General features: G+C 67.0%; 12 protein-coding genes. 9 read left to right on the top strand and 3 right to left on the bottom strand.

Features of this window, described 5'->3' with window-relative positions; genetic code table 11:
* Positions 1–419: 419 nt before the first annotated feature.
* On the top strand, positions 420–2,858 hold the full coding sequence (locus HMP09_RS11405; protein ID WP_176500463.1) for a DUF3772 domain-containing protein: 2,439 nt from the start codon (positions 420–422) through the stop codon (positions 2,856–2,858).
* Here the strand turns inward: HMP09_RS11405 and HMP09_RS11400 are convergent.
* Positions 2,843–3,865 (bottom strand): protein CsuE, encoded by a 1,023-nt coding sequence (locus tag HMP09_RS11400; protein ID WP_176500462.1) that lies wholly within the window; start codon positions 3,863–3,865, stop codon positions 2,843–2,845. The two genes, HMP09_RS11405 and HMP09_RS11400, sit on opposite strands and share 16 nt — an antisense overlap.
* 178 nt (positions 3,866–4,043) lie before the next feature.
* Between HMP09_RS11400 and HMP09_RS11395 the strand changes: the two genes are divergently transcribed.
* Both HMP09_RS11395 and HMP09_RS11390 read left to right on the top strand, forming a co-directional pair.
* Positions 4,044–5,351, top strand: a complete 1,308-nt coding sequence (locus HMP09_RS11395) for a sugar porter family MFS transporter (RefSeq protein WP_176500461.1) — start codon at positions 4,044–4,046, stop codon at positions 5,349–5,351.
* Between the two features lie 92 nt (positions 5,352–5,443).
* On the top strand, positions 5,444–8,083 hold the full coding sequence (locus HMP09_RS11390; RefSeq protein WP_176500460.1) for a TonB-dependent receptor: 2,640 nt from the start codon (positions 5,444–5,446) through the stop codon (positions 8,081–8,083).
* Positions 8,084–8,092: 9 nt separating this feature from the next.
* Here HMP09_RS11390 and HMP09_RS11385 read toward each other — a convergent pair whose 3' ends face one another.
* Positions 8,093–10,165, bottom strand: coding sequence for a TonB-dependent siderophore receptor (locus tag HMP09_RS11385; protein ID WP_232090197.1), 2,073 nt, complete (start codon positions 10,163–10,165; stop codon positions 8,093–8,095).
* 69 nt (positions 10,166–10,234) lie between these two features.
* Here HMP09_RS11385 and HMP09_RS11380 point away from each other — a divergent pair, with 69 nt between their 5' ends.
* The 6 genes from HMP09_RS11380 (at position 10,235) to HMP09_RS11355 (ending at position 20,694) form a co-directional block, all read left to right on the top strand.
* Positions 10,235–11,494 carry a DUF1624 domain-containing protein gene (locus HMP09_RS11380; protein ID WP_232090196.1) on the top strand — a complete coding sequence of 420 codons (1,260 nt, stop codon included), beginning with the start codon at positions 10,235–10,237 and terminating at the stop codon, positions 11,492–11,494.
* Between the two features lie 118 nt (positions 11,495–11,612).
* Positions 11,613–14,444 carry a M16 family metallopeptidase gene (locus tag HMP09_RS11375; protein ID WP_176500459.1) on the top strand — a complete coding sequence of 944 codons (2,832 nt, stop codon included), beginning with the start codon at positions 11,613–11,615 and terminating at the stop codon, positions 14,442–14,444.
* Positions 14,445–14,490: 46 nt separating this feature from the next.
* On the top strand, positions 14,491–14,790 hold the full coding sequence (locus HMP09_RS11370; RefSeq protein WP_176500458.1) for a hypothetical protein: 300 nt from the start codon (positions 14,491–14,493) through the stop codon (positions 14,788–14,790).
* Positions 14,791–15,045: 255 nt separating this feature from the next.
* Positions 15,046–16,953, top strand: a complete 1,908-nt coding sequence (locus tag HMP09_RS11365) for a CocE/NonD family hydrolase (RefSeq protein WP_232090195.1) — start codon at positions 15,046–15,048, stop codon at positions 16,951–16,953.
* A gap of 136 nt (positions 16,954–17,089) precedes the next feature.
* On the top strand, positions 17,090–19,600 hold the full coding sequence (locus tag HMP09_RS11360; RefSeq protein ID WP_176500457.1) for a DegT/DnrJ/EryC1/StrS family aminotransferase: 2,511 nt from the start codon (positions 17,090–17,092) through the stop codon (positions 19,598–19,600).
* Positions 19,600–20,694: a glycosyltransferase family 2 protein gene (locus HMP09_RS11355; protein ID WP_176500456.1), complete on the top strand. Its 1,095-nt coding sequence runs from the start codon at positions 19,600–19,602 to the stop codon at positions 20,692–20,694. The genes HMP09_RS11360 and HMP09_RS11355 overlap by 1 nt, the downstream gene beginning before the upstream one ends.
* A gap of 21 nt (positions 20,695–20,715) precedes the next feature.
* Here HMP09_RS11355 and HMP09_RS11350 read toward each other — a convergent pair whose 3' ends face one another.
* The gene (locus HMP09_RS11350; protein ID WP_176500455.1) at positions 20,716–21,420 is read right to left on the bottom strand and encodes a murein L,D-transpeptidase catalytic domain family protein; all 705 of its coding nucleotides are present in this window, start codon (positions 21,418–21,420) and stop codon (positions 20,716–20,718) included.
* Positions 21,421–21,628: the final 208 nt, after the last annotated feature.

Genomic DNA, 21,628 nt, shown 5'->3' with positions numbered 1-21,628 from the left:
AATGCGGAACGATGGGCCCCGGCCTCCGCCGGGGTGACGGAGTAGGGAGCGCATTCGTCCCGACACCCAAGGCGGGAACGGGCCACCATCGTGTTTCCCCGCGAAGGCGGGGACCCAGTCTGGGCTCCCGCCTTCGCGGGAGAACAAGGGGGCGGGCTAACGGCTATAGTCTCGGGGTCGCGTCCCGATAGGAACACCACCCCGGCGGAGGCCGGGGTCCAGTTGGGGGACGTAGCTGTCGCAGGACGGCGCTTCGTTACCGCGACCTTTCCAACTGGGCTCCGGCCTCCGCCGGGGAGGTGCGAGCTCCTGCAAACCTTACCGCATCTGAAGCAACGCCAGCACTGGCGGCGAGCATACCGGCCCGGTCATTACCCCGCCTCTCCCGTTTTGCACCCCATCGCTGTACAGCGACGCGGATGACCCTCCTTCGTTACCTCGCCGCGCTCCTCCTAGCTTTAACCGCGATCCCCGCGATCCCCGCCGCCGCGCAGGACGAGCCCAAGGTCGCGACCGTCGCGGCCAGCCTGACCCAGGCGTCGGCCGAGCTCCAGGCGATCGACGACGCGACCCCGGCGGCGCACGACGACAAGGCGCGGCAGGCGCTACGGGATCGCGCGCAGGCCGTGCAGACCACGGCCGCTGATGCCGTCCGCACGCTCACCCCTGAGATGGCGCTGGTCCAGGCGCGCGTCGCAGAGCTCGGCGCCGCCACCCCCGGCGTGGTGGAAGCACCTGAGATCCGCACGCAACGCAAGCTCCTCGCGCAGAGCCAGTCGGCGATCGACTCGGCGATCAAGCGCGCCCGGCTGATCGGGATCGAGGCCAAGCAGCAGATCGACGATATCGGCGCGGCCGAGGCGGAGGAACTTGGCCAGCAATTGTCCGAAAACACGGGCTCGCCGCTGTCGCCGACGCTGTGGGCCGCGATCGTCGATCACCTTCCCCGCGACACCGCCCGGTTCATGCGGTTCGCCAATGTCGAGATTCGCCAGTTCGGCGCGCGGTTCGACGTGCGTGCCGGGACTGGCCTGCTGATCGGGATACTCACCGCGTTGGTGCTGATCGTGCCGTTGCGGCGCTGGCTGCACGGCGTCGGCCGGCGATACGCGACCAACCACGCGCCCGGCGGTCGCCTGCGTCGCTCGGCCTATGCGCTGTGGCTGGTGGTGATCGGCACCGCGCTGCCTGGCCTCGCCGCCTGGGCGATCGTCGCGTCGCTGCGCTGGGCCGGGCTCGTGTCGCCCGCCTGGAGCCGGTTCGGCGCGATCTTCGTCGGCATCTCGTGGTTTTGCGCGTTCGTGTCGTCGCTCGGCGGTGCGCTGCTGTTGCGCGGCCAGTCGACCTGGCGCCTACTGCCAATCGGCGACGCGGCATCGCAGGCGCTTCGCCCCTATACATGGATGGCAGCGGGGCTGATCTTCTTCGGCCAGCTGCTGATCGCGACCAATACGCTGATTGGCATCAGCCCACCCGCGGCGAGCGCCGCCAACGCCGTCGTCGCGCTGCTGCACATCGTCCTGCTCGGCGCGATCCTGGTGACGCTCGGCCGCCTGCGCGCCGCCGCGCTGCCCGACCCGTCGAAGCCCGCGCGCAATACGCTGCTCGCCATCGTGGCGACGCTCGTATGGCTGGTGCTGCTTGTCACGCTGGTCGCCGGGCTGCTTGGCTATGTGAACTTCGCGCTTAAGGTCGCGACGTGGCTGGTATGGGGCGCGATCGTCGGAGCGACGCTGTACCTGATGATGACCTTCACCGACGATGCGTGCCGGACGTTGCTGTCGAGCGGCAACCGCCTCGGCCGCTCGGCGAACAGCGGGTTTGGGGTCGACAACAAGACCGTCGACCAGATCGGCGTGCTGCTGTCGGCGGTGCTGCGGCTGTTGCTGATCCTACTTGCGGTCGGCGCGGTGATGGCGCCGTTCGGGGCAGGCGTCGGATCGGCGTTCGAGCTGTTCGGCACGGTCGCGAACGGCATCACGATCGGCCAGGTCACGATCTCGCCGGGGGCCGTGCTGCGCTCGATCGCGGTGTTGTTCGTCGCGCTCGCGATCATGCGCGGGCTGCAGCATTGGCTGGTGAACAGCTATTTGCCGACCACTGCGATGGATGCGGGTGCGCAGAATTCGGTGATGATGGTGGCGCGCTATGCCGGGATCATCGCGGCGGTGCTATGGGCGCTCGGCGCGCTCGGGATCGGCATGGAGAAGCTGGCCGTGGTGCTCGGCGCGCTGTCGGTCGGGATCGGCTTCGGTCTCCAGGCCATCACGCAGAACTTCGTCTCAGGGCTCATCCTGCTCGCCGAGCGCCCGGTAAAGATCGGCGATCTCGTCCGGATCGGCAACATGGAGGGCGACGTGAAGCGGATCAACGTGCGCTCGACCGAGATCCAGGTGGCGGATCGATCGACGCTGATCGTGCCGAATTCGGAACTCATCACCAAGACGATCCAGAACATGACGCTGGCAGCCCCGATCGGCCGGATCCAGCTGCAATTCTCGGTGCCGCTCGAGGAGGATCTCGATGCGGTGCGGTCGATGCTGTTTGCGGCGTTCGCGGAGAAGCATGAGGTGCTCGACGATCCCGAGCCCAAGGTGTTCATCGATTCGATCGACGCCGGTCGCGCGAAGTTCAACTGCTTTGCCTATGTCGCGTCCCCCCGCGACGCCTACCCGATGCGCAGCGAATTGCTGTTCACGCTGCTCCGCCAGTTCCGCGAGGCGGGCATCGAGGTGGGCTCGACCGCGACCAAGATGGAGCTGGTCGGCGCGCTGCCGGCGATCGCCGGTTCGGACCCGATGGCACAGGATCCGAGTGGCCAGGAGGCCAGCGGCAGGGGCGATCAGAACAGGACGTAAGGCAGCGATACGCTGAAGCTCGATCCCGCGGCCATTTTGCCCCGAGGGCGGACGCGGACGTTGGTGACGGCCTTCGGCGTGCTGGTCGGATCATAGGCCCAGTCGCCGCCGCCGTTCGCCGAGAAATCAACGTCGTCGGTGGTGCTCGCGGGCGTGGTATAGGTGACGGCCAGCGACGAGGCCGGCGATCCCTCCGCGGTCTTCACATACGCGGTCGACGCGGTGCCGTCGCCGTCGAGCGCCACGGTACCGCGAGGGGGCGTGGGCAGGACGATGTTGAGCGTATCGAGATCGACCGGGATGATGTCGGTATTGGTCAGCGTGATCGTGGTCCGCTGTTTGCTGCCCGGGATAGAGCGCGGGTTGTTGGTGGTCGATATCGGGTCATAGGTCGTACGCGTGGTGATGGCGACCGCGACGGGCTTGACCGTTACCACCATCGATACGGTGACGGTGGCGGTCACCGGCGTCGTGCTCTGCGTGTATCCGGTGCATGCGACGGCGGACAGCGACGTGCAAAGGCTCCACTCCCAGGCGAGTTTGAACGATCCCGAATAGGTCCCCGGGGTAAGGGCGGCTGTCGCCAAGGGCTTCACGTAGATCTGGACGTTGCGCGTGCTGTTGCCGAGCAGCCCGGCGAGGTTGATCAGGCCGCCCCTCAGATAGTAGAACTTGGCGCCTGCTGCGATCGGGGTGGTGCCGCCGGAGTCCGCGGCAAGCACATAGTCGGCGGTGTCGGTGCCGCCCGCTCGTTTCAGTTTGAAGTTGGTGGCGCTGGTCGGGGTCACGCTGAGCATGTTGTTGCTGAGAAGGGACAGCAGCGCGTCCTGGCAATCGAATCCGGCGGCAACCCGCGCATAGGCTGCCGCGCTCTTCTGCAACGCGGGTGAGGAATAGGTGCCAAGCGACGTGTCCGGCGTATCGCTGACGACGCACGCGGCCCAGGCGGAGCCCGGCATCATCGTCGCAACGACGGCAAAGGTCAGCTTCGTGAATCCGGTCCGCAACGTTTCGCCCCTTTTTGCGTCTGTCGCCGACCGGGCTAGGCGCAGATTCGTTAATGCGTTTTGAAGAACCGGAATCGGGTGTTTTTGCTCCTCGAAACGGCAGGCGTTGGTCTTGCGAAGGATGGTAAAACGGTCGAGACAAGCTGATGATGATCATCGCTTCCAAAGCCTGCCTCGTATGAGCGCGCAGCCCCGCACGATCCTGATCGCCAGCGTCGCCACCGCCGCGCTCGCAGGACTGTTGTTCGGTTTCGACACCGCGGTGATTGCCGGCGTCACCGGGGCATTAAAGGCGAAGTTCGCGCTGAGCGAGGCGTGGCTCGGCTTCACCGTCTCGTCCGCGCTCTGGGGTACGCTGATCGGCGCGCTGTTCGTCGGATCGCTCGGCGATCGTTACGGCAGCCGCAACGTGTTGCGGATGCTCGCCTTCCTGTACGTCGTCACTGCGCTCGGCTGCGCGCTCGCGTGGAACTGGCACAGCTTCATTGGCTTCCGCTTCATCAACGGCATCGCGATCGGCGGCTCGTCGGTGCTCGCGCCCGCCTATATCGCCGAACTCGCTCCACCCGCACAGCGCGGGAAGATGGTCGGTGGGTTCCAGTTCGCGGTGATCCTCGGCATCCTGCTCGCCTATGTCTCGAACGCGGTCATCGGATCGCTCGATCTCGGCGATGTCGAATGGCGGTGGAAGCTGGGAATCGTCGCGGTACCGTCGCTGGTGTTCTTCGCGCTCCTGTTCCGTATTCCCCATTCGCCGCGCTGGCTGCTCGCCAAGGGCCGCGACGTCGAGGCAAGGCACGTGCTCGCGCTGGTCGGCATGAGCCCCGACGTCGCTAATGCCGAACGCGACGTGCCGAAGGGCGATGCGTCGCTGTCCTGGACGCGCCACCGCAAGCCGATCACGCTTGCCTTCCTGGTGGCGATGTTCAACCAGTTCAGCGGCATCAACGCGTTCCTCTATTACCTCAACGACATCTTCAAGGCGTCCGGCGGCAGCCTCTCGCCTGACCTGCAGGCGGTGATGATCGGTGTCGCCAACATGGTGTTCACGCTGCTGGGGATGCTGCTGATCGACCGGATCGGCCGTCGCACGCTGCTGCTCTGGGGCTCTGCGGGCATGACCGCGGCGCTGTCGGTCGGCGGGCTCGCGCTGCTCGGCGTGCTGCCCAGCTGGCTGCTGTTGCCGTCGCTGATCGTGTTCATCATGTTCTTCGCGCCGGGGTCGGGTGCGGTGATCTGGGTCTATATCTCGGAGGTGTTCCCGCAGAACGTCCGCGCGCGCGGGTCGAGCATCGGCTCGTCGAGCCACTGGGGCTGGAACGCGGTGATCGCGCAGGTCTTCCCCATAGCCGCGGCATGGTCGGCGGGCGCGCCGTTCCTGTTCTTCGCCGCGATGATGGCGGTGCAGTTCGTCACCGTGTTCCTCTACTTCCCCGAGACCAAGGGCGTGCCGCTGGAGGACATGGACGCGCATATGTCGCGATAAGCGGCGCGTGCGACGAAAGCGCTGCCGAACCGGCACAATCCTGCGACAATTGCCGCCTAATCGACATGCTCGATCATCGGGGTGGAACGAGTATGCGCAGTTTGGGTCTGGTTCTGGCGGTGAGCATGCCTGCAATGGCGGCCGCGCAACAGGCACCTTCGCGTCCCGCCGCAGCGCCCGCCGCACAGGCATCGGAACAGGACGAGGGCGCCGAACCCGCCGAATCCGAGGAGATCGTCGTCACGGGCTCGCGCAAACTGCCCGGCGCGGTGATCGGCGACATTCCACCCGACCAGACGCTGGGCCAGGCCGAGATCCGCTCCTACGGCGTCAGCACGGTCTCCGACCTGCTGAACGAACTCAGCCCGCAGACGACCAGCGGTCGCGGCAGCGGCGGCGCGCCGGTCGTGCTGCTCAACGGCCGTCGCATCTCCAGCTTCAGCGAGATCCGCGACATCCCGACCGAGGCGATCCAGCGCGTCGAGATCCTGCCCGAGGAGGTCGCGCTCAAATACGGCTATCGCGCCGACCAGAAGGTCGTGAACTTCGTCCTGCGCCGCCGCTTCCGTGCGGTGACCGCCGAGGCGGCCGACACCCAGGCGACCGAGGGTGGAGGCAACACCCCCAAGGGGTCGCTCGACATGCTGAACATCGCGCGTGATCGCCGGCTGAACCTGCACGTCGAATACACGTCAAGCGAGCCGCTGACCGAATCGCAGCGCGATATCCTCCAGCCTCAGCGCACCGCGACCAGCGCGCTCGGCGCGGACGGTAGCGTGGTCGACCAGCGGCCGTTCCGCACGCTCCAGTCCGCCACCAGCACCTTCACCGCGAACAGCGTGTATGCGCGCAACATCTTCGGCAACATCGGCGCGACGATCAACGGCCGCCTCGAATCGACCGACAGCCGCAGCCTGAACGGCCTGCCCGTCGTCGCGCTGACTCCGTTCGGCAGCACGACCTCCATCAATCGCGCGCTGGAGGATGACGGCGTCCTGCCGCTGACGCAGCGCACCTCGTCGATCGCCGCGCATCTCGGCACCACGCTCAACGGCGATATCGGCACGTGGCGCTGGAACGTGACGGGCAATTACGACCGCAGCGATACGCAGACCTTCACCGAGACCGGCGTCGACGCGAGCGCCTTCGACGCCCGCATCCGCGCCGGTGACCCGACCGCGAACCCGTTCGGCCGCCTGCGCGCAAGCGACTTCGGCGCACTGCCCGGCAACCGAGCCTATGCGACGCAGAGCACCGCCGAACTCGACGCGGTCGCGAACGGCACGCTGTTTTCGCTGCCCGCAGGCGCGGTCTCGACGACGATCAAGCTCGGTGCGGAAACCGCGGACTTCAAAAGCCGCTCGTATCGTACCGTCAATCTCCTGGGCGTCGATACGCCGGGCCGGGTGTCCCGCGATACGGTCAACGGTCAGGTCAATATCGATGTACCGCTTACGAGCCGGTCGAAGGACGTGCTGCCGTTCCTCGGCACGCTGTCCGCGAACTTCAACCTTGCCGAGGATCACCTATCGGACTTCGGCACGCTGCAGACGCTCGGCTACGGCGCGAACTGGTCGCCGATCGAGGGCGTACGCGTGATCGCCTCCGTCACCGACACCGACGAGGCGCCGACCGCACAGCAACTCGGCAACCCGTCGATCACCACGCCCAACGTCCGCGTGTTCGATTACGTGCGCGGCGAGACCGCGACCGTCACGACGATCAGCGGCGGCAACCCAGGGCTGGTCGCGGATAACAACCACGTCAAGAAAGTCGGGCTGACCCTGAAGCCTTGGTCCGGCAAGGACCTGTCGATCACCGCCAACTATGTCGAGAGCCGGGTCGACAACCCGATCGCGGCCTTCCCAGCCGTCACGGCGGCGATCGCGGACGCATTCCCCAAACGCTTTCAGCGCGATGTAGAGGGCAATTTGTTGCAGGTCGATCGCCGGCCGATCAATTTCGCGCGCAGCGACCGGTCCGAACTGCGCTGGGGGATCAACTTCTCCGCGCCGCTCAAGTCGAAGATCCAGCGCGAGCTCGAGGCGTACCGTGCCGGCACCGGCCCCAACCCGTTCGAAGGCCTGCAACCGCCCGGTGGCTTCCGCCGTCCCGGTGGCGCAGGCGGCGATGGACCGCGCGGAGAGGGTGCGCGTGCCGGCGGTGGTCCCGGTGGCGGTGGTCCCGGCGGAGGCGGAGGCGGGGGCGGCGGGCGTGGCTTCGGCGGTCGCGGCGGGCAGGCGGGCGGCCGCATCCAGTTCGCGGTCTACCACACCTGGCATTTCACCGATCGCGTGCTCGTCGCAGACGGCGGCCCAAGCCTGAACCTGCTCAACGGCGACGCGATCGGCAACAGCGGCGGGCAGGCGCGCCACGAGCTGGAGGCGCAGGCCGGCTACACCAACAACGGTATCGGCGCGCGCATCTCCGCCAACTACGCCACCGGCACGCGAGTCAACGGCGGCACGATCGCCGCCCCCGAGACGCTCAACTTCGGTGGCCTGGCGACCGCCAACGCGCGGCTGTTCGCGGATCTCGGCCAGCGGCTCGAATGGGTGAAGGCGCATCCGTGGCTGCGCGGCATGCGCATCAGCCTGTCGGTCGACAATGTCTTCAACACCCGCCAGCGCGTCACCGACGCGACCGGCACGGTGCCCAACACCTACCAGCCCGACTATCTCGACCCGCTCGGCCGCACCGTCCGATTGAGCATCCGCAAACTGTTCTTCTGATGCCGCGGATCACTGGCTGAGGCGGACCGACAGGCGCACGGTTCGCGGCGCCCCCGGGAAGATCCACACCGGGCTGTACGAACTCTGTGCGAAGCGGGCGTCGAACAGATTGTCGGCCTCCGCTCGCACCGACAGGCGCTTCGAGACCGCATATTCGACCGCCGCCTTGGCCTTCACATAGCCGGGCAGGACGAGGCCGCTGGTGTCGATCGCGCCCGCGCGCGTGCCGACATAGCTGGCCCCCGCGCTGATCGAGGGCCCGCGACCCTGGTCGTCGAGGAAGCGGCCGATCGCGAACAGCGTCGCGGCATGTTCGGGCACGTTGAGCACGCGGTCGGTCGCGAAGATGCTGTCGTCGGCCCGCGCGCGCGTCCAGGCATAGTTGGCGACGACCTGCCACTGTTTCGCGAGACGCACGGAGGCGTCGAACTCGATGCCCTTGCTCGACAGCTTGCCGACCGGCGCGAGGAAATTCGGATCGACCGGGTCGTTGGTCAGGATGTCGTGCTTGGCGATGTCGAAATACGTCGCCGCGACGTCCACGCCGGGCAGCGCAGCGGTCGCGCCGATTTCATAGCCCTTGCCGCGTTCGGGTGCGAAGCCCTGGTTGTCGCGCCCCGTGCCCGAGTTGAGCAGGAAGCTCTCGCCCCAGTTCGCATGAACCGTGAAGACGTCGCTCAACGCATATCGGCCACCCAGCCGGAAGTTCACCGGCTCGTCGACCGTGCGCCCGACCGTGCCGGTCCGGTTGTTACGGATCTGCTGGCGATACGCGTCGAAACGGACGCCACCGGTCAGCGTCAGCCGCTGCGTCACGTCCCACATGTCCTGCGCATATAGCGTGGCGGACCGCCGCGTCTCGTCATTGTCCGTGAACGGTGCCAGCGGCAGCGCCTGTCCGCCATAGACCGGCGCGTACACGTCGATCGCGTACGGGGCGGCCGCAGTCGGGTTCCGCCGCAACAGCCCCTCATGATAGTCCAGCGTATAGCCCTTCGCGCCGACGCTGGCGCGGTGTGCGCCGAACCGCCCGGTCAGTTCCAGCCGCGCGGACAGGTCGTCGACCGTATAGTCGCGCGCGCGCCGCTGTCGCCACAACGTCTGGCCGTCGACGAGGCGCGACTGGTCCGACGAGAACCCGCGGAGCGATCCCGTCCGCCACGCCACGCCGCCGTTGAGCGAGATACGGTCGTCGAGCCGGGCCTCGCCGGTCAGCTGGTGGCGCTGGTTGCGAAACCGCGTCGTGCCGTCGCCGGGCTCGCCGTAGAAGCGCGACCGCGGCAACGCGTTGGCGTCGCCACCGATCGCCGGGATGCCGCGATCGAACGGCGCGTCGAACCGCGTGATCTCGCCGACATAGGTCAGCCGCAAGCCCTCGCGCGGCGCCCAGGTCAGCGACGGTGCGACGACGCGGCGGCGCAGCGGCACGAAATCGCGCCAGCCATCGCTGTCCTCGGTGGCGACGACGATCCGCGCGGCGATCGTGTCGGACAGCGGGCCCGTCGCATCGAGCTCGACCCGGCGCGTATCGAACGCGCCATAGGTGAACGTCGCGGTCGCGCTGGGCGTGAAGCGCGGCGTCTTGCTGACGATGTTCACGCGGCCGCCCGGATCGATGTCGCCGAACAGCGCGCCGGCGGGACCCTTCAACACCTCGATCCGCTCGGCCGTCGCCGGGTCGCGCGGCGGCGCGAGGCCACGGTTGGCGAGGAACCCGTCGACATAATATTCGGCGCCACCGTCGGGCGTGCCGAGAAACCCACGGATCGCGAAATTGTCGAGGAAGCCGCCGCGATTGTTCTGGTTGCTGACGCCGCTGACGAGTTCGAGCGCGTCGCCGAGCCGGTACGTCCCCGCCGCGGTGAGCAGGTCGCGCTCGAGCGAGCGGCTGGATTGCGACATGCGTTCGGTCGCGAGGTCCGACGACAGGGTGCGATCCGCCCGCGCGCCACGCGTGCCGAGAACGACGATCGTCTCGGCCTCGCCGTCCGTGTCGGTCTGGTCCTGCGCCTCGACGGGAACGGGACAGGCGAGCAGCAGGAGCGTGCTCGCGAAGGCGATCGATCGTGGACGCGTCGACAAAAGATGTTGCCTTATTTGTGATGATGTAACATCGCGATTGGCGGAGGTGCTTCGATCTTGTCAACCGTTTTGAGTCCGATACCCGGTGTCGCCGACGCGCTTGGCGCAGCGTCCGATACGACCCTGCACGCTCCGAGCGGCGCGAAGGCCAAGCGGGCGCGGATCGTGTCGGTGGATGCGTTGCGCGGGTTCGTGATGCTGCTGATGCTCGTCGATCACACGCGCGAATTCTTCTATTATCACCTGCAGGTGAGCGACCCGATGGCGCTGCCGGCGACGCCGCCCACCTTGTTCTTCACGCGGCTCGCGGCGCATCTGTGCGCGCCCGTCTTCGTGTTGCTGACCGGGCTCGCGGCGTCGCTATACGCTGATTCACGCAGCGGGCAGGGGGGCAGCGGGCAGGGGGGCAGCGGGCAGGGCGGCAGCGGCAGGGCTGCGGCGTCGTCGTTCCTGCTGAAGCGCGGGCTGTTCCTGGTCGCGCTCGAATGGACGGTCGTCAATTTCGCCTGGTCGTTCGACCCGACCCCCGCGACCGTCTTTCTCCAGGTGATCTGGGTGATCGGGTTGTCGATGATCGCCTTGGCGGCGCTGGTGCATCTTCCGCGCATCGCCGTGCTCGTCGTCGGGTTGACGATCGTGCTGGGGCACAATGTGCTTGATCCGATCACGTTCACACCCGACCAGCCGGGCTATGTCGCCTGGAGCGTGCTGCATGATCGCGGGTTCGTCGATCTCCCGTTCGGGGCGAAGGCGCGGACGTCCTATCCGTTGCTGCCCTGGATCGGCGTGATCGCGCTGGGCTGGTCGATCGGGCCGTGGTTCGCGCGCGCCGTCGACCGGGATGTCCGTCGTCGACGCCTGTTGCTCACGGGCGCCGCGGCGATCGCGCTGTTCGCGGTACTGCGCGCGATCAACGGCTACGGCGAACCGCTGCCGTGGCAGGTCGGCACGACGCCGCTCGCGACGATCATGAGCATCCTCAACCTCACCAAATATCCGCCGTCCGCGGACTTTATCCTGCTGACGCTCGGCATCGGCATGCTGCTCTTGGCGCGTTTCGAGCGCGCATCGGCGCGGTGGAACGGCATGCTTGTGGTGTTCGGGTCCGCGCCGTTGTTCTTCTACATCCTGCACCTCTACCTGCTCCACGGCATAAACCGCCTGATCGGTGCGGCGGTGGGCGGCGCGAGCGACGGGTTGGTCGGCGTCCCCAATGTCGCGTCGATCTGGCTCGTTGCCGCGACGGTCGCCGTGCCCTGCTGGTTCGCATGCCGGTGGTTCGGACGGTTCAAACGGGTGCATACCGGCTGGTGGTGGCGGTACCTTTGAGACGTCCCGGCGCAGGTCGCCGATCGCCTCGAAACTCGATGCATCTATCTTGTTGCCCGGCGACGAAGCGCGCTTATGGTGCGACGATATCGTTCGAAACTGAGGGTAGTCTTCGCATATGGCTTTGAAAATGACCGCGCTTGCCGGCGTCGCTGCAATCGCCCTCGTCTCGCCCGCATTCGGCCAGACTCAGCGACCCGCTACCCCGGCGGCAAAGCCTGCGCCGGTCGCCGACTTGGTCAAGTCGGTCGATATCCCCTACCAGCAGTTCACGCTGAAGAACGGCCTGCGCGTCGTCGTGCATACCGATCGCAAGGCGCCCGTGGTGGCAGTCAGCGTCTGGTATAATGTCGGGTCGAAGTTCGAGCCGAAGGGCAAGACCGGGTTCGCGCATCTGTTCGAGCATCTGATGTTCAACGGCTCCGAGAACGCACCGGGCGATTTCTTCGAGCCGCTGAAACAGGTCGGCGCGACCGACTTCAACGGTACCACCTATTTCGACCGCACCAATTATTTCGAGACGGTGCCGACTGCCGCGCTCGATCGCGCGCTGTTCCTCGAATCCGACCGGATGGGCTATCTCACCGGCGCAATTACCCAGGGCGTGCTCGACGAGCAGCGCGGCGTCGTCCAGAACGAGAAGCGCCAGGGCGACAACCAGCCCTACGGCCTGACCCAGTACAAGATCACCGAGGGGCTGTTCCCCGCAACGCATCCTTACGGCCACACCACGATCGGCTCGATGGCGGATCTCGATGCGGCGTCGCTGCAGACGGTGAAGGACTGGTTCAAGGATCATTACGGCCCGAACAACGCGGTGCTGGTGCTGGCCGGCGACGTCGACGCGGCCACCGGCCGGCGTCTTGCGGAGAAGTATTTTGGCGGCATCGCCAAAGGGCCCGAGAGCATCGTGCCCGCCGCGCCGATCCCGACCTTGCCCGCGCCGGTGAGCGAGACGATCAAGGATCGCGTCGCGGCGGTGATGGTCAGCCGCAACTGGGTGGTCCCCGGCCTGAACGACAAGGACGGCACCGCGCTCGACGTCGCGGCGGGCGTGCTGGGCGGGCTCGCCAGCAGCCGCTTCGATACTGCGCTGGTCAAGAAGGAGAAGCTCGTCACGCGGATCTCCGCCGAGAATAGCAGCTTCAGTCAGCTCGGTATGTTCGAGATCCAGGCGATCGTCCGCGAGGGCGTCGACCCTGCGGTGGTGAACCGGCGAATCGATGAGATCCTCGCCGATTTCCTCAAGAACGGCCCGACCGCCGACGAGGTCGGCCGGGTCGCGACGACCACGGCGGCGCGCCGGATGGAAGGGCTCGAATCGGTCGGCGGCTTCGGCGGCAAGGCGGTCGCGCTGGCCGAAGGCGCGCTGTATTCGAACGATCCCGGCTTCTACAAGAAGCAGCTTCTCCAGCTCGCCGCGGAAACGCCGGCCAGCGTGCGGGCGGCGGCGGCCAAGTGGCTGTCGCGGCCGGCCTATTCGCTCACGGTCGTGCCCGGCGCGCGCGATGCCTATGCCAATGCGGTCGTGCCACCCAAGGCCGTCGTCGTGCCCGCCCCCGAGGCGCCGCCAAAGGGCACGCGCGGATCGTTGCCCGCGGTCGGCCAGGTCGCGGGGCTCAGCTTCCCGACGGTCGAGCGCACGCGTCTGACCAACGGCATCGAGGTCGTCTACGCACAGCGCGACGCGGTGCCGGTGACGCAGGCGGTGCTGAGCTTCGATGCCGGCGTCGCGGCGGATGTTCCGGGCAAGCTCGGCACGCAGAAGCTGACGCTGTCGATGATGGACGAGGGGACCGCAACGCGCGACTCGGTCGCGCTAGCCGAGGCCAAGGAGCGGCTGGGCGCGGATATCGGCTCGGGTGCGTCGAACGACCGGACCTTCCTGTCGTTGCAGGTGCCGAGTGCCAACCTCGCCCCCGCGGTCGACCTGTTCGCCGACATCGCGCAGAACCCGGCCTTCGCCGACGCCGAGGTCGCGCGCGTCAAGAACCAGCAGCTCGCACAGATCGCGCAGGAGCTGACCAGCCCGCAGGGGCTGGCGACGCGCGTCCTGCCGAAGCTGCTCGGGCCGACCTCGCCCTATGCCAAGGCGCAGGGCAGCGGCGATCCCAAGGCGGTCGCCGCTTTGACCCGCGCAGACCTCGTTGCGTTCCAGCAGGCATGGCTGCGCCCCGACAAGGCGAAGATCTTCGTCGTCAGCGATCGTCCGCTCGCCGAGGTGAAGGCAGCGCTCGACGCGCGGTTCGGGACCTGGCGTCCCGTCGGCGCGGCGGGCGTCAAGGCGTTCCCGGCGACCGTCACGCCGTCCGCGCCGAAGATCGTGCTGATCGACCGGCCCGACAGCCCGCAGTCGGTGATCGTCGCCGGCGTGCCGACCGGATTGAAGGGCACGCAGGACCTGTTGCCGATCGTGACCGCGAACGATGCGCTCGGCGGCAGCTTCCTCGGGCGCGTCAACATGGACCTGCGTGAGAGCAAGCACTGGTCCTATGGCGTGTCGGGGCGGTTCCAGCAGGCGGAGTACGCCGCGCCGTACATCCTGTCGGCGCCGGTGCAGGCGGATCAGACCGGTCCGTCGATCGCCGCACTTCGCAGCGATATCGGCGCGTTCCTCGGCAAGGAGCCAATGACGCAGCTCGAGTTCGACCGCGCGATCAACGGCGCGATCCGATCGCTGTCGGGTAATTTCGAGACGTCGGACGCGGTGCTGGGCGCGATGCAGCAGAACGACCTGCTCAAGCGGCCCGACGATTACTATGCGACGATCACGCAGCGCTACCAGGGACTTAACCTGCCGCAACTCAACACCGCGATCCAGCAGGCGATCGATCCGAAGAAGACGATCTGGGTCGTGGTCGGCGATGCGAAGACGGTGCGGCCGCAGCTTGACAGCATCGGCCTGCCGGTCGAGGTCATCCCCGCGGCGTCGGTTGCCGGCGGCAATTAACTTTTAGGGCTCGAGCATCTCGGGCGGCGATTCAGGAGAGAGAGCAATGGCAAACGTCGATGGCAGCTGGGATTGCGTGGTCAAGTCGCCGCTGGGTGACCAGAAGATGACGCTGACCGTGACCAGCGCGGGCGACACCTTCAGCGGTGCGGTGTCGGGTGCGATGGGCGGCATGGATGTCACTGGCGAGGTCGATGGCGACACGATCACCTGGAAGCAGAGCATGACCGTGCCGATGCCGATGACGCTCGACTGCAAGGCAACCGTCGAGGACGACGTTCTCAAGGGCAGCGTCGCGGCCGGCGCCTTCGGCAGCTTCCCGCTGACCGGCACGCGGACCGCCTGACGCGTCCGCACGACGATCAAGGACTGTGACTGTGTGCTCCCCGCCAACGCCGTCATCCCAGCGAATGCTGGGATCTCATGGTGTGACGGGCGGCGCCTGCCAAGCGGGAGACCCCGGCGTTGGCTGGGGTGACGGTCTACAGATCAGGGTGATCGCGCGTTCGGCGTGATGATCCAAGCTATGAGAGGGGCTCGTTTTTCCACGCGGAAAAGCGGGCCTTTTCTTTTTCGGTCCGGGAGGGAAGGAAAAAGAACAATGATATCGATGCCCCGTTTGCTGACAGCCTGCGCACTGGCCGCGCTTGCCACCACCACCCCCGCGACCGCGCAGAATTACGACGAACGCCCCGCCAAGATGGCGCCGCGCGACGTCGGCTATGATTATGTGCGCAAAGTCGTCGAGATCCCGATGCGCGACGGGGTGAAGCTGCACACCGTCATCATCGTCCCAAAGGGCGCGAAGGACGCGGGCATCCTGATGACGCGCACGCCCTACGATGCCGACGGCCAGACCAAGGTCGACAGCGGTACCTATGCGGGGATTCTCGAGCATGGCGACGGCGCGGGCGACGTGATCGCGGCGGCGGGCTATATCCGCGTGATCCAGGACGTGCGCGGGATGCATGCGTCGGAGGGCATCTACATGATGAACCCCGCGCGCGCCGGCACCGCGCAGAACCCGACCAAGACCGACGACTCGACCGACACCTACGACACGATCGACTGGCTGGTGAAGCACGTCCCCGAATCGAACGGGCGCGTGGGGATCAGCGGGATCAGCTATGACGGCTTCCTGCCGCTGATGGCTTTGATCAATCCGCATCCCGCGCTCAAGGTCTCGGTGCCGATGAACCCGATGGTCGATGGCTGGCGCGGCGACGACTGGTTCCACAACGGCGCGTTCCGCCAAGGCATGATGCCCTACATTCTCGGCCAGGAAGCGACCAAGGACGCGGGCACGCCGTGGATCACCGACACCGCGGACGATTACGACTATTATCTGAAGGGCGGCTCGGCCGGCGCGATCGGCAAGGCGCAGGGCCTCGAACAGCTCGGCTTCTGGCGCAAGATCACGCAGCATCCGGCGTATGATTCGTTCTGGTCGAGCCAGGCGATGGACACCGTGCTCGCGGGCCAGCCCTTGAAGGTGCCGACGCTGATCGTCGGTGGCCTGTGGGATCAGGAGGACATCTACGGCGCGCCCGCGGTCTATCGCGCGCTCGAGCCCAAGGACACCGCCAACGACATGGTCTATCTGTCGATGGGCCCCTGGTATCACGGGCAGGAGGTGCGCGACGGCAGCGCGCTGGGCGCGATCAAATGGGATGCCGACACCGCCAAATGGTGGCGCTGGCACGTCCTGGCGCCATTCCTCGCGCATTATCTGAAGAGCGACCAGCCGGCGATGGATGTCGCGCCGGTGACCATGTTCCAGTCGGGCCGCAACGAATGGCAGAAGCTCGATAAATGGCCGACCGCGCCGACCGCCGGCACGCCGCTCTACCTCAAGCCCGGCGGTGCGCTCGGTTTCCAGGCCACCGGCGGTGCCGCGGCGACGGCGGACTATATCTCCGATCCGGCGGCGCCCGTCAGCTACCGCGTGCGCCCGACGCTGCCGACCTATGCGAGCGCATCGACCTGGAAACAGTGGCTGGTCGACGATCAGCGCGCCGTCTCGGGCCGGCCCGACGTGCTGACGTTCACCACCGATGCGCTCACCACGCCGACGACGATCGCGGGCGTGCCGGAAGTGAACCTGACGGCGGCGACCAGCGGCACCGACAGCGACTGGGTGGTGAAGCTGATCGACGTCTATCCGGACGTTAACCCAGGCGACAAGCCGATGGCGGGCTATCAACTGCCGGTCGCGATGGACATCTTCCGCGGGCGTTACCGTGAGGATCTGGCGGTCGCCAAGCCGATCGCCGCGAACGTGCCGCTGAAATACAAGTTCGCCTTGCCGACCACCAATCACGTGTTCCTGCCGGGGCACAAGATCATGGTGCAGGTCCAGTCGAGCTGGTTCCCGCTCTACGATCGCAACCCACAGACCTTCGTCCCGAACATCTTTTTCGCAAGCCCCAAGGACTATGTGAAGGCGACGCAGAAAGTGACGGTCGCCGGGCCAGACGAAAGCTATATCAGCCTGCCTTTGGTGCGCTGAAAGTCCTGCACCATCCCGGGTGCGATCCGGGTTGGTGTAAGGAAAGAACTGTCTGCGTATATTGGCGATTGCGCGCGTAACTGGTTGTTAGGAGGCGGTGGGTCATAGACCTGTCGCACAACAGACCGGATCGCCGATGAAACGCCTCCCCCTGATCGCGCCGAACCCGCCGCGGCTGAGCGAGCATCTCGACGCGCTGCGCCGGGTCGAGGCATCGGGGGTGTTCAGCAACAACGGCCCCGAGGTTCGCGCGTTCGAGGCGGGGGTGACCGAAACGCTGTTCGGCGGCCACGGCGCCAGCCTTGCGGTCGGCAATGCGACGCTGGGCCTGATGCTCGCGATACGCCACGCGTCGGGCATGCGGACCGGCGGGCTGAACCCCAAGCAGGGCACGCTGGCGCTGATGCCCGCACTGACGTTCGCCGCGACCGCGCAGGCGGCGGCCTGGGCAGGGCTGACGCCTCTGATCTGCGATATCGATCCCGATGACTGGGCTGCGTGCGCGCTCGAGGAAGAGCGGCTGCTGCAACGTCACGGCGAGCGGATCGGCGTGGTCGTGCCCTATGCGACGTTCGGCAACGCGATCGACCTCGACCGCTATGTGCATTTTCAGCGGCGCTACGGCGTCGGCATCGTGATCGATGCAGCGTCGTCGCTCGGCACGCTCGACGACTCCGGACTCGGGTTCGGCGCGCGTGCACCGTTCGCGGTGGTCCATTCGATGCACGCGACCAAGACGTTCGCGGTCGGCGAGGGCGGTCTGATCCACAGCAGCGACGTCGACCTGATCGCGACGTTGCGATCGATGGGGAATTTCGGCTTCGAAGGCAGCCGCAACGCCACGCTGCCCGGCATCAACGCAAAGCTGCCCGAGATCACCGCGATCATGGCACAGACCAAGCTGGCCGAGATCGACGCGATCGCCGACCACCGCGCCGGTCTGGAGGATGCCTACCGCGCCACGCTGGCCGGCTTCCAGTTCCAGGCCGTGTCGGGCCGGCGGCGCTCGATGCAGTTCATGCCGGTGTTGCTCCCCGAGCACATCGCGCATCACCGCGATGCGATCGTCGCGGCGATCGAGGCGGATGGGGTCGGCTGCGGCCGCTATTTCAGCCCGCATCTCGGCGAACAGCCCTGGTTCCAGGCGACCGCGATGATCGAGCCGACACCGGTCGCGGACAGGATCGCCGGGCGGATGCTGTCGCTGCCGATTACGGACGCGATGTCGGTCGAGGATGCGCGGCATGCCGCCACCGCCTTGGCGAACGCCTGCGCGGCGATCGTCCGTCCGCGCGATCGGCGTGCGTCGGTGCGCGGGGCGGGCGGTACCATCGCGTCGGTGATCATCGTCGGCGGTGGTCCGGCAGGGACCGCGATGCTCACCTCGGCGACCAAGCGCGGTCTGCTGCCCGATTTCGCCGCATCGGGGCTGATGGTGGTCGAGCGCGGCAACGCGATCGGCGGCGGGCGGCTCGGGCGCTATGCGATCACCTCCGATTCGACCGCGCAGACCTTCCTGACCGCGGTGCGCGACAATGTGCATCCCGAACTCGCGCGCCTCGTCGATCATCCTGCGGGACGGGCCGTCGCGGCGCATGAGGGCGCGCTTGGCGTGCCGCTGACCGAGGTCGGGCCGTTGTTGCGCGCCACCGGGGACCGGCTCACGGATATCGTCCGCAGCAATGGCGGCGTCGTGCTGACGGGGCACGAGGCGCTGGGCGCGAAACGCGTCGGCGACGGATATTGGAGCGTAAAGGTCCGCCGGCTGGCCGATGGCCATGTGTTCGAGCAACTCGCACGCAACGTCGTCGTGGCGACGGGCGGGCATCAGCCGCTCGACCGGCTCGCCACGCAGCGTGTTGCGGGGGCCAGCCTGATCGAACTGGCAGGCGGACGCCTGCTCCAGTCCGACGACGTGCTGACGGTCGGCGGGTTCGAGAAGGTCGCCGATATCCTGACCGGCAAGCGCAACCCGAGGATCGCGGTGATCGGTGGGTCGACCAGCGCGCTGACCACGATCGCACTGCTGCTCAAGAGCCAGCCAGCGCTGCCGCTCGGAGCCGGCGCGATTACGCTGCTGCACCGCCGTCCGCTCCGTCCGTTCTATCATTCGATCGAGGCGGCGCATGCCGAGGGCTTCACCGATTTCGGCCCCGACGATATCTGCCCGGTGTCGGGGTTCGTCTACCGCCTCGCCGGCTTCCGGCTGGAAGCGCGCGACCTTGTGCTGCGGATGCTCGGGATAGACGGCCGCGTGCCCGATCCGCGCGTAGCGCTGCACCGGATCACGAGCGACGACGATGCTGCGGCCCGGGCGCTGATCGAAGGTGCGGACCTGGTGATCGCGGCGCTTGGCTATCGGCCGATCGCGATGCCGATCGCCGACCGCGACGGTGCGCCGATCGCGCTGGCCGCGCATGACGGGCGGCCGATGGTCGATCGCTACTGCCGGGTGGTCGATGCCGACGGCGCGCCGGTCGCCGGGCTCTACGGACTGGGACTGGCGGCGGGCTTCGTGCCATGGGGAACGCTTGGCGGCGAGAGTAGTTTTTCGGGCCAGGCCAATGGCTTGTGGCTATGGCAGAACGATGTGGGGCTGATGATCGTCGATCAGGTGATGGCGTCGAAGGCATTGGCGGCCGCGTGATGTCGAACGACCGAGACGCCGATCCCGCCGTCAGCGTGATCATGGCCGCGTATAATGGCGCCGGTTTGATCGAAGAGACGCTCGCCAGCCTCGAAGCGCAGACCTTTACTGATTTCGAGGTAATCGTCGTCGACGACTGCTCGACCGACGACACGCGCGAGGTGGTGCGGGCATGGCGCGATCCGCGCGTGCGACTGGTCGAGATGGCAAAAAATGGCGGCCCGGTGCTGGCGCGCAATCGTGGGTTTGCCGAAGCACGCGGCCGCTACATCGCTGCACTCGACCATGACGACATCTGTCGCCCCGATCGCTTCGCGCGCCAGGTCGCGTATCTCGACTCGCATCCGGACACGGTGCTGCTGGGCACCGCGGCCGAACTCCTGACCGAAGGCGTGGTCGGCCCGTCCAGCTATGCGCCAACCACCACGCCCGCGCTGGTCGCCTGGCTGACCTGCATCGAGAACCCGCTGGTCTGGTCGTCGACGATGATGCGGACCGCGGTGGCGCGGCGGCTGGATCCGGTGACGCGGCCCGAGTTGCTCTACGCCGAGGATTTCGACCTGTATCAGCGGATCCAGCATTTCGGCGCGATCGCGCGGCTGGACGAGGCGCTGGTGCTGTACCGCGTCCACCCCGGCGGCGTCTCGAAGCGCTTCGTCGATACGATGGAGGCCGCTTCAGTCCGCGTCCTGACCGAACGCTATGCCCGGCTGTTCGACGATCGCGCGGAGCGCGTCGCGCGGCTGATCATGCTGCACAACATGGCCAAGCGCCCAGTCCCGGATCGCGCCGCGCTGGCTACGCTGGGCAGCGCACTGAGCGTGATTCAGGCCGATTTCCTGGCAACGCACGACTGTTCCGCGCACGACATCCGTTTGATTCGCTGGGAGACCGCGCGGCGCTGGGGCGACATCGGGCGAGCGGGCTTGCGCGCGGGGACGATCCGGCTCGCCGACGTGCTGGCGGTGCGTCCCGATCACCTGGGGCTCGGCTATGCCGGCCTCGAGGCACTTTTATGGTCGGGACTCATCGGCGGGGTGCGACGCGCGCGCCGGAGAATGGAACGGAGCCGGATGGCTCAGACCGCAGGATAGACCGCGGTCCGAGCCGATATCTCAGACCTTCGCCGCGTAGATCATGCGGCCGGCACCAAGGCGCGCGAAGACCTGGTCCAGATCACGCTCGCCGACCGCGAAACAGCCCTGGCTGCGACCGAGCATACCATGGCTCTCGATCATGTCCTTGTTCGCGTACCAGGCCGAATGCACCACGATCGCACGATCGAGCGCATTGTCGTTGGTCGGATCGAGACCGATCAGCCGCTGCGAACGACCATGTTTGCCGACATAATAATCGTCGGTGACGAACGCGCCTTCCGATGATGCGTTCGAGCCAAAGCGGTTCGAGAAGCGCTCGAGATAGCCGGTATGCGCCGGATCGGAGCCGCTGCCGTGCGCGACCAGCAACGACGTGCTGCGCCCGCTGGCGAGGTCGATGAAATGGAACCGCGGCTTGCCCGACGGTGCCGCGAAATCGGCGATCGCGATCCGGTCACGGTTCGGAATGCGGCTGCCATGCCGGCTGAGCGACGCCATCGCCTGGCGCAGCAGATCGGGACGGACCACCTTCGGCGACGTCAGTGCCACCGTCGTACGCGGCAGCGGCGGCTGCGTCATCGGCTTCAGATCGCGCGCCGTCAGCGGGCGTCCGAGCCGCGACGTTGCGGAAACCGCACCCGGTACCGCCAGAGCCCCCGCCAATACCAAACCATTCTTCAGAAGCGCGCGTCGTTCGCGCACAGGACCTTGCTCGTCGTGCATCGATTTTCCCGAAATTGCCCCGTTTCTTGGACCACCGTATAGCCGATTTTCCGTGAATATTCTGCAACCATTTCCACTGGTTGTGGGTCCGTTCCCTCTAACTACCCCGATCTAGGGTCGGTTCATCGACTCACTTCGCTGACGGCACGTTTTGAAGAATCGCGCGTTGGGCGAAAATATCGGGATTCGAGGACGGACGAGACAATGG

Source organism: Sphingomonas sp. HMP9, from assembly GCF_013374115.1.
GTDB lineage: Bacteria > Pseudomonadota > Alphaproteobacteria > Sphingomonadales > Sphingomonadaceae > Sphingomonas.
Note: the sequence above shows the minus strand (reverse complement) of the source record. Positions and strands in the feature narration are given on the sequence as shown.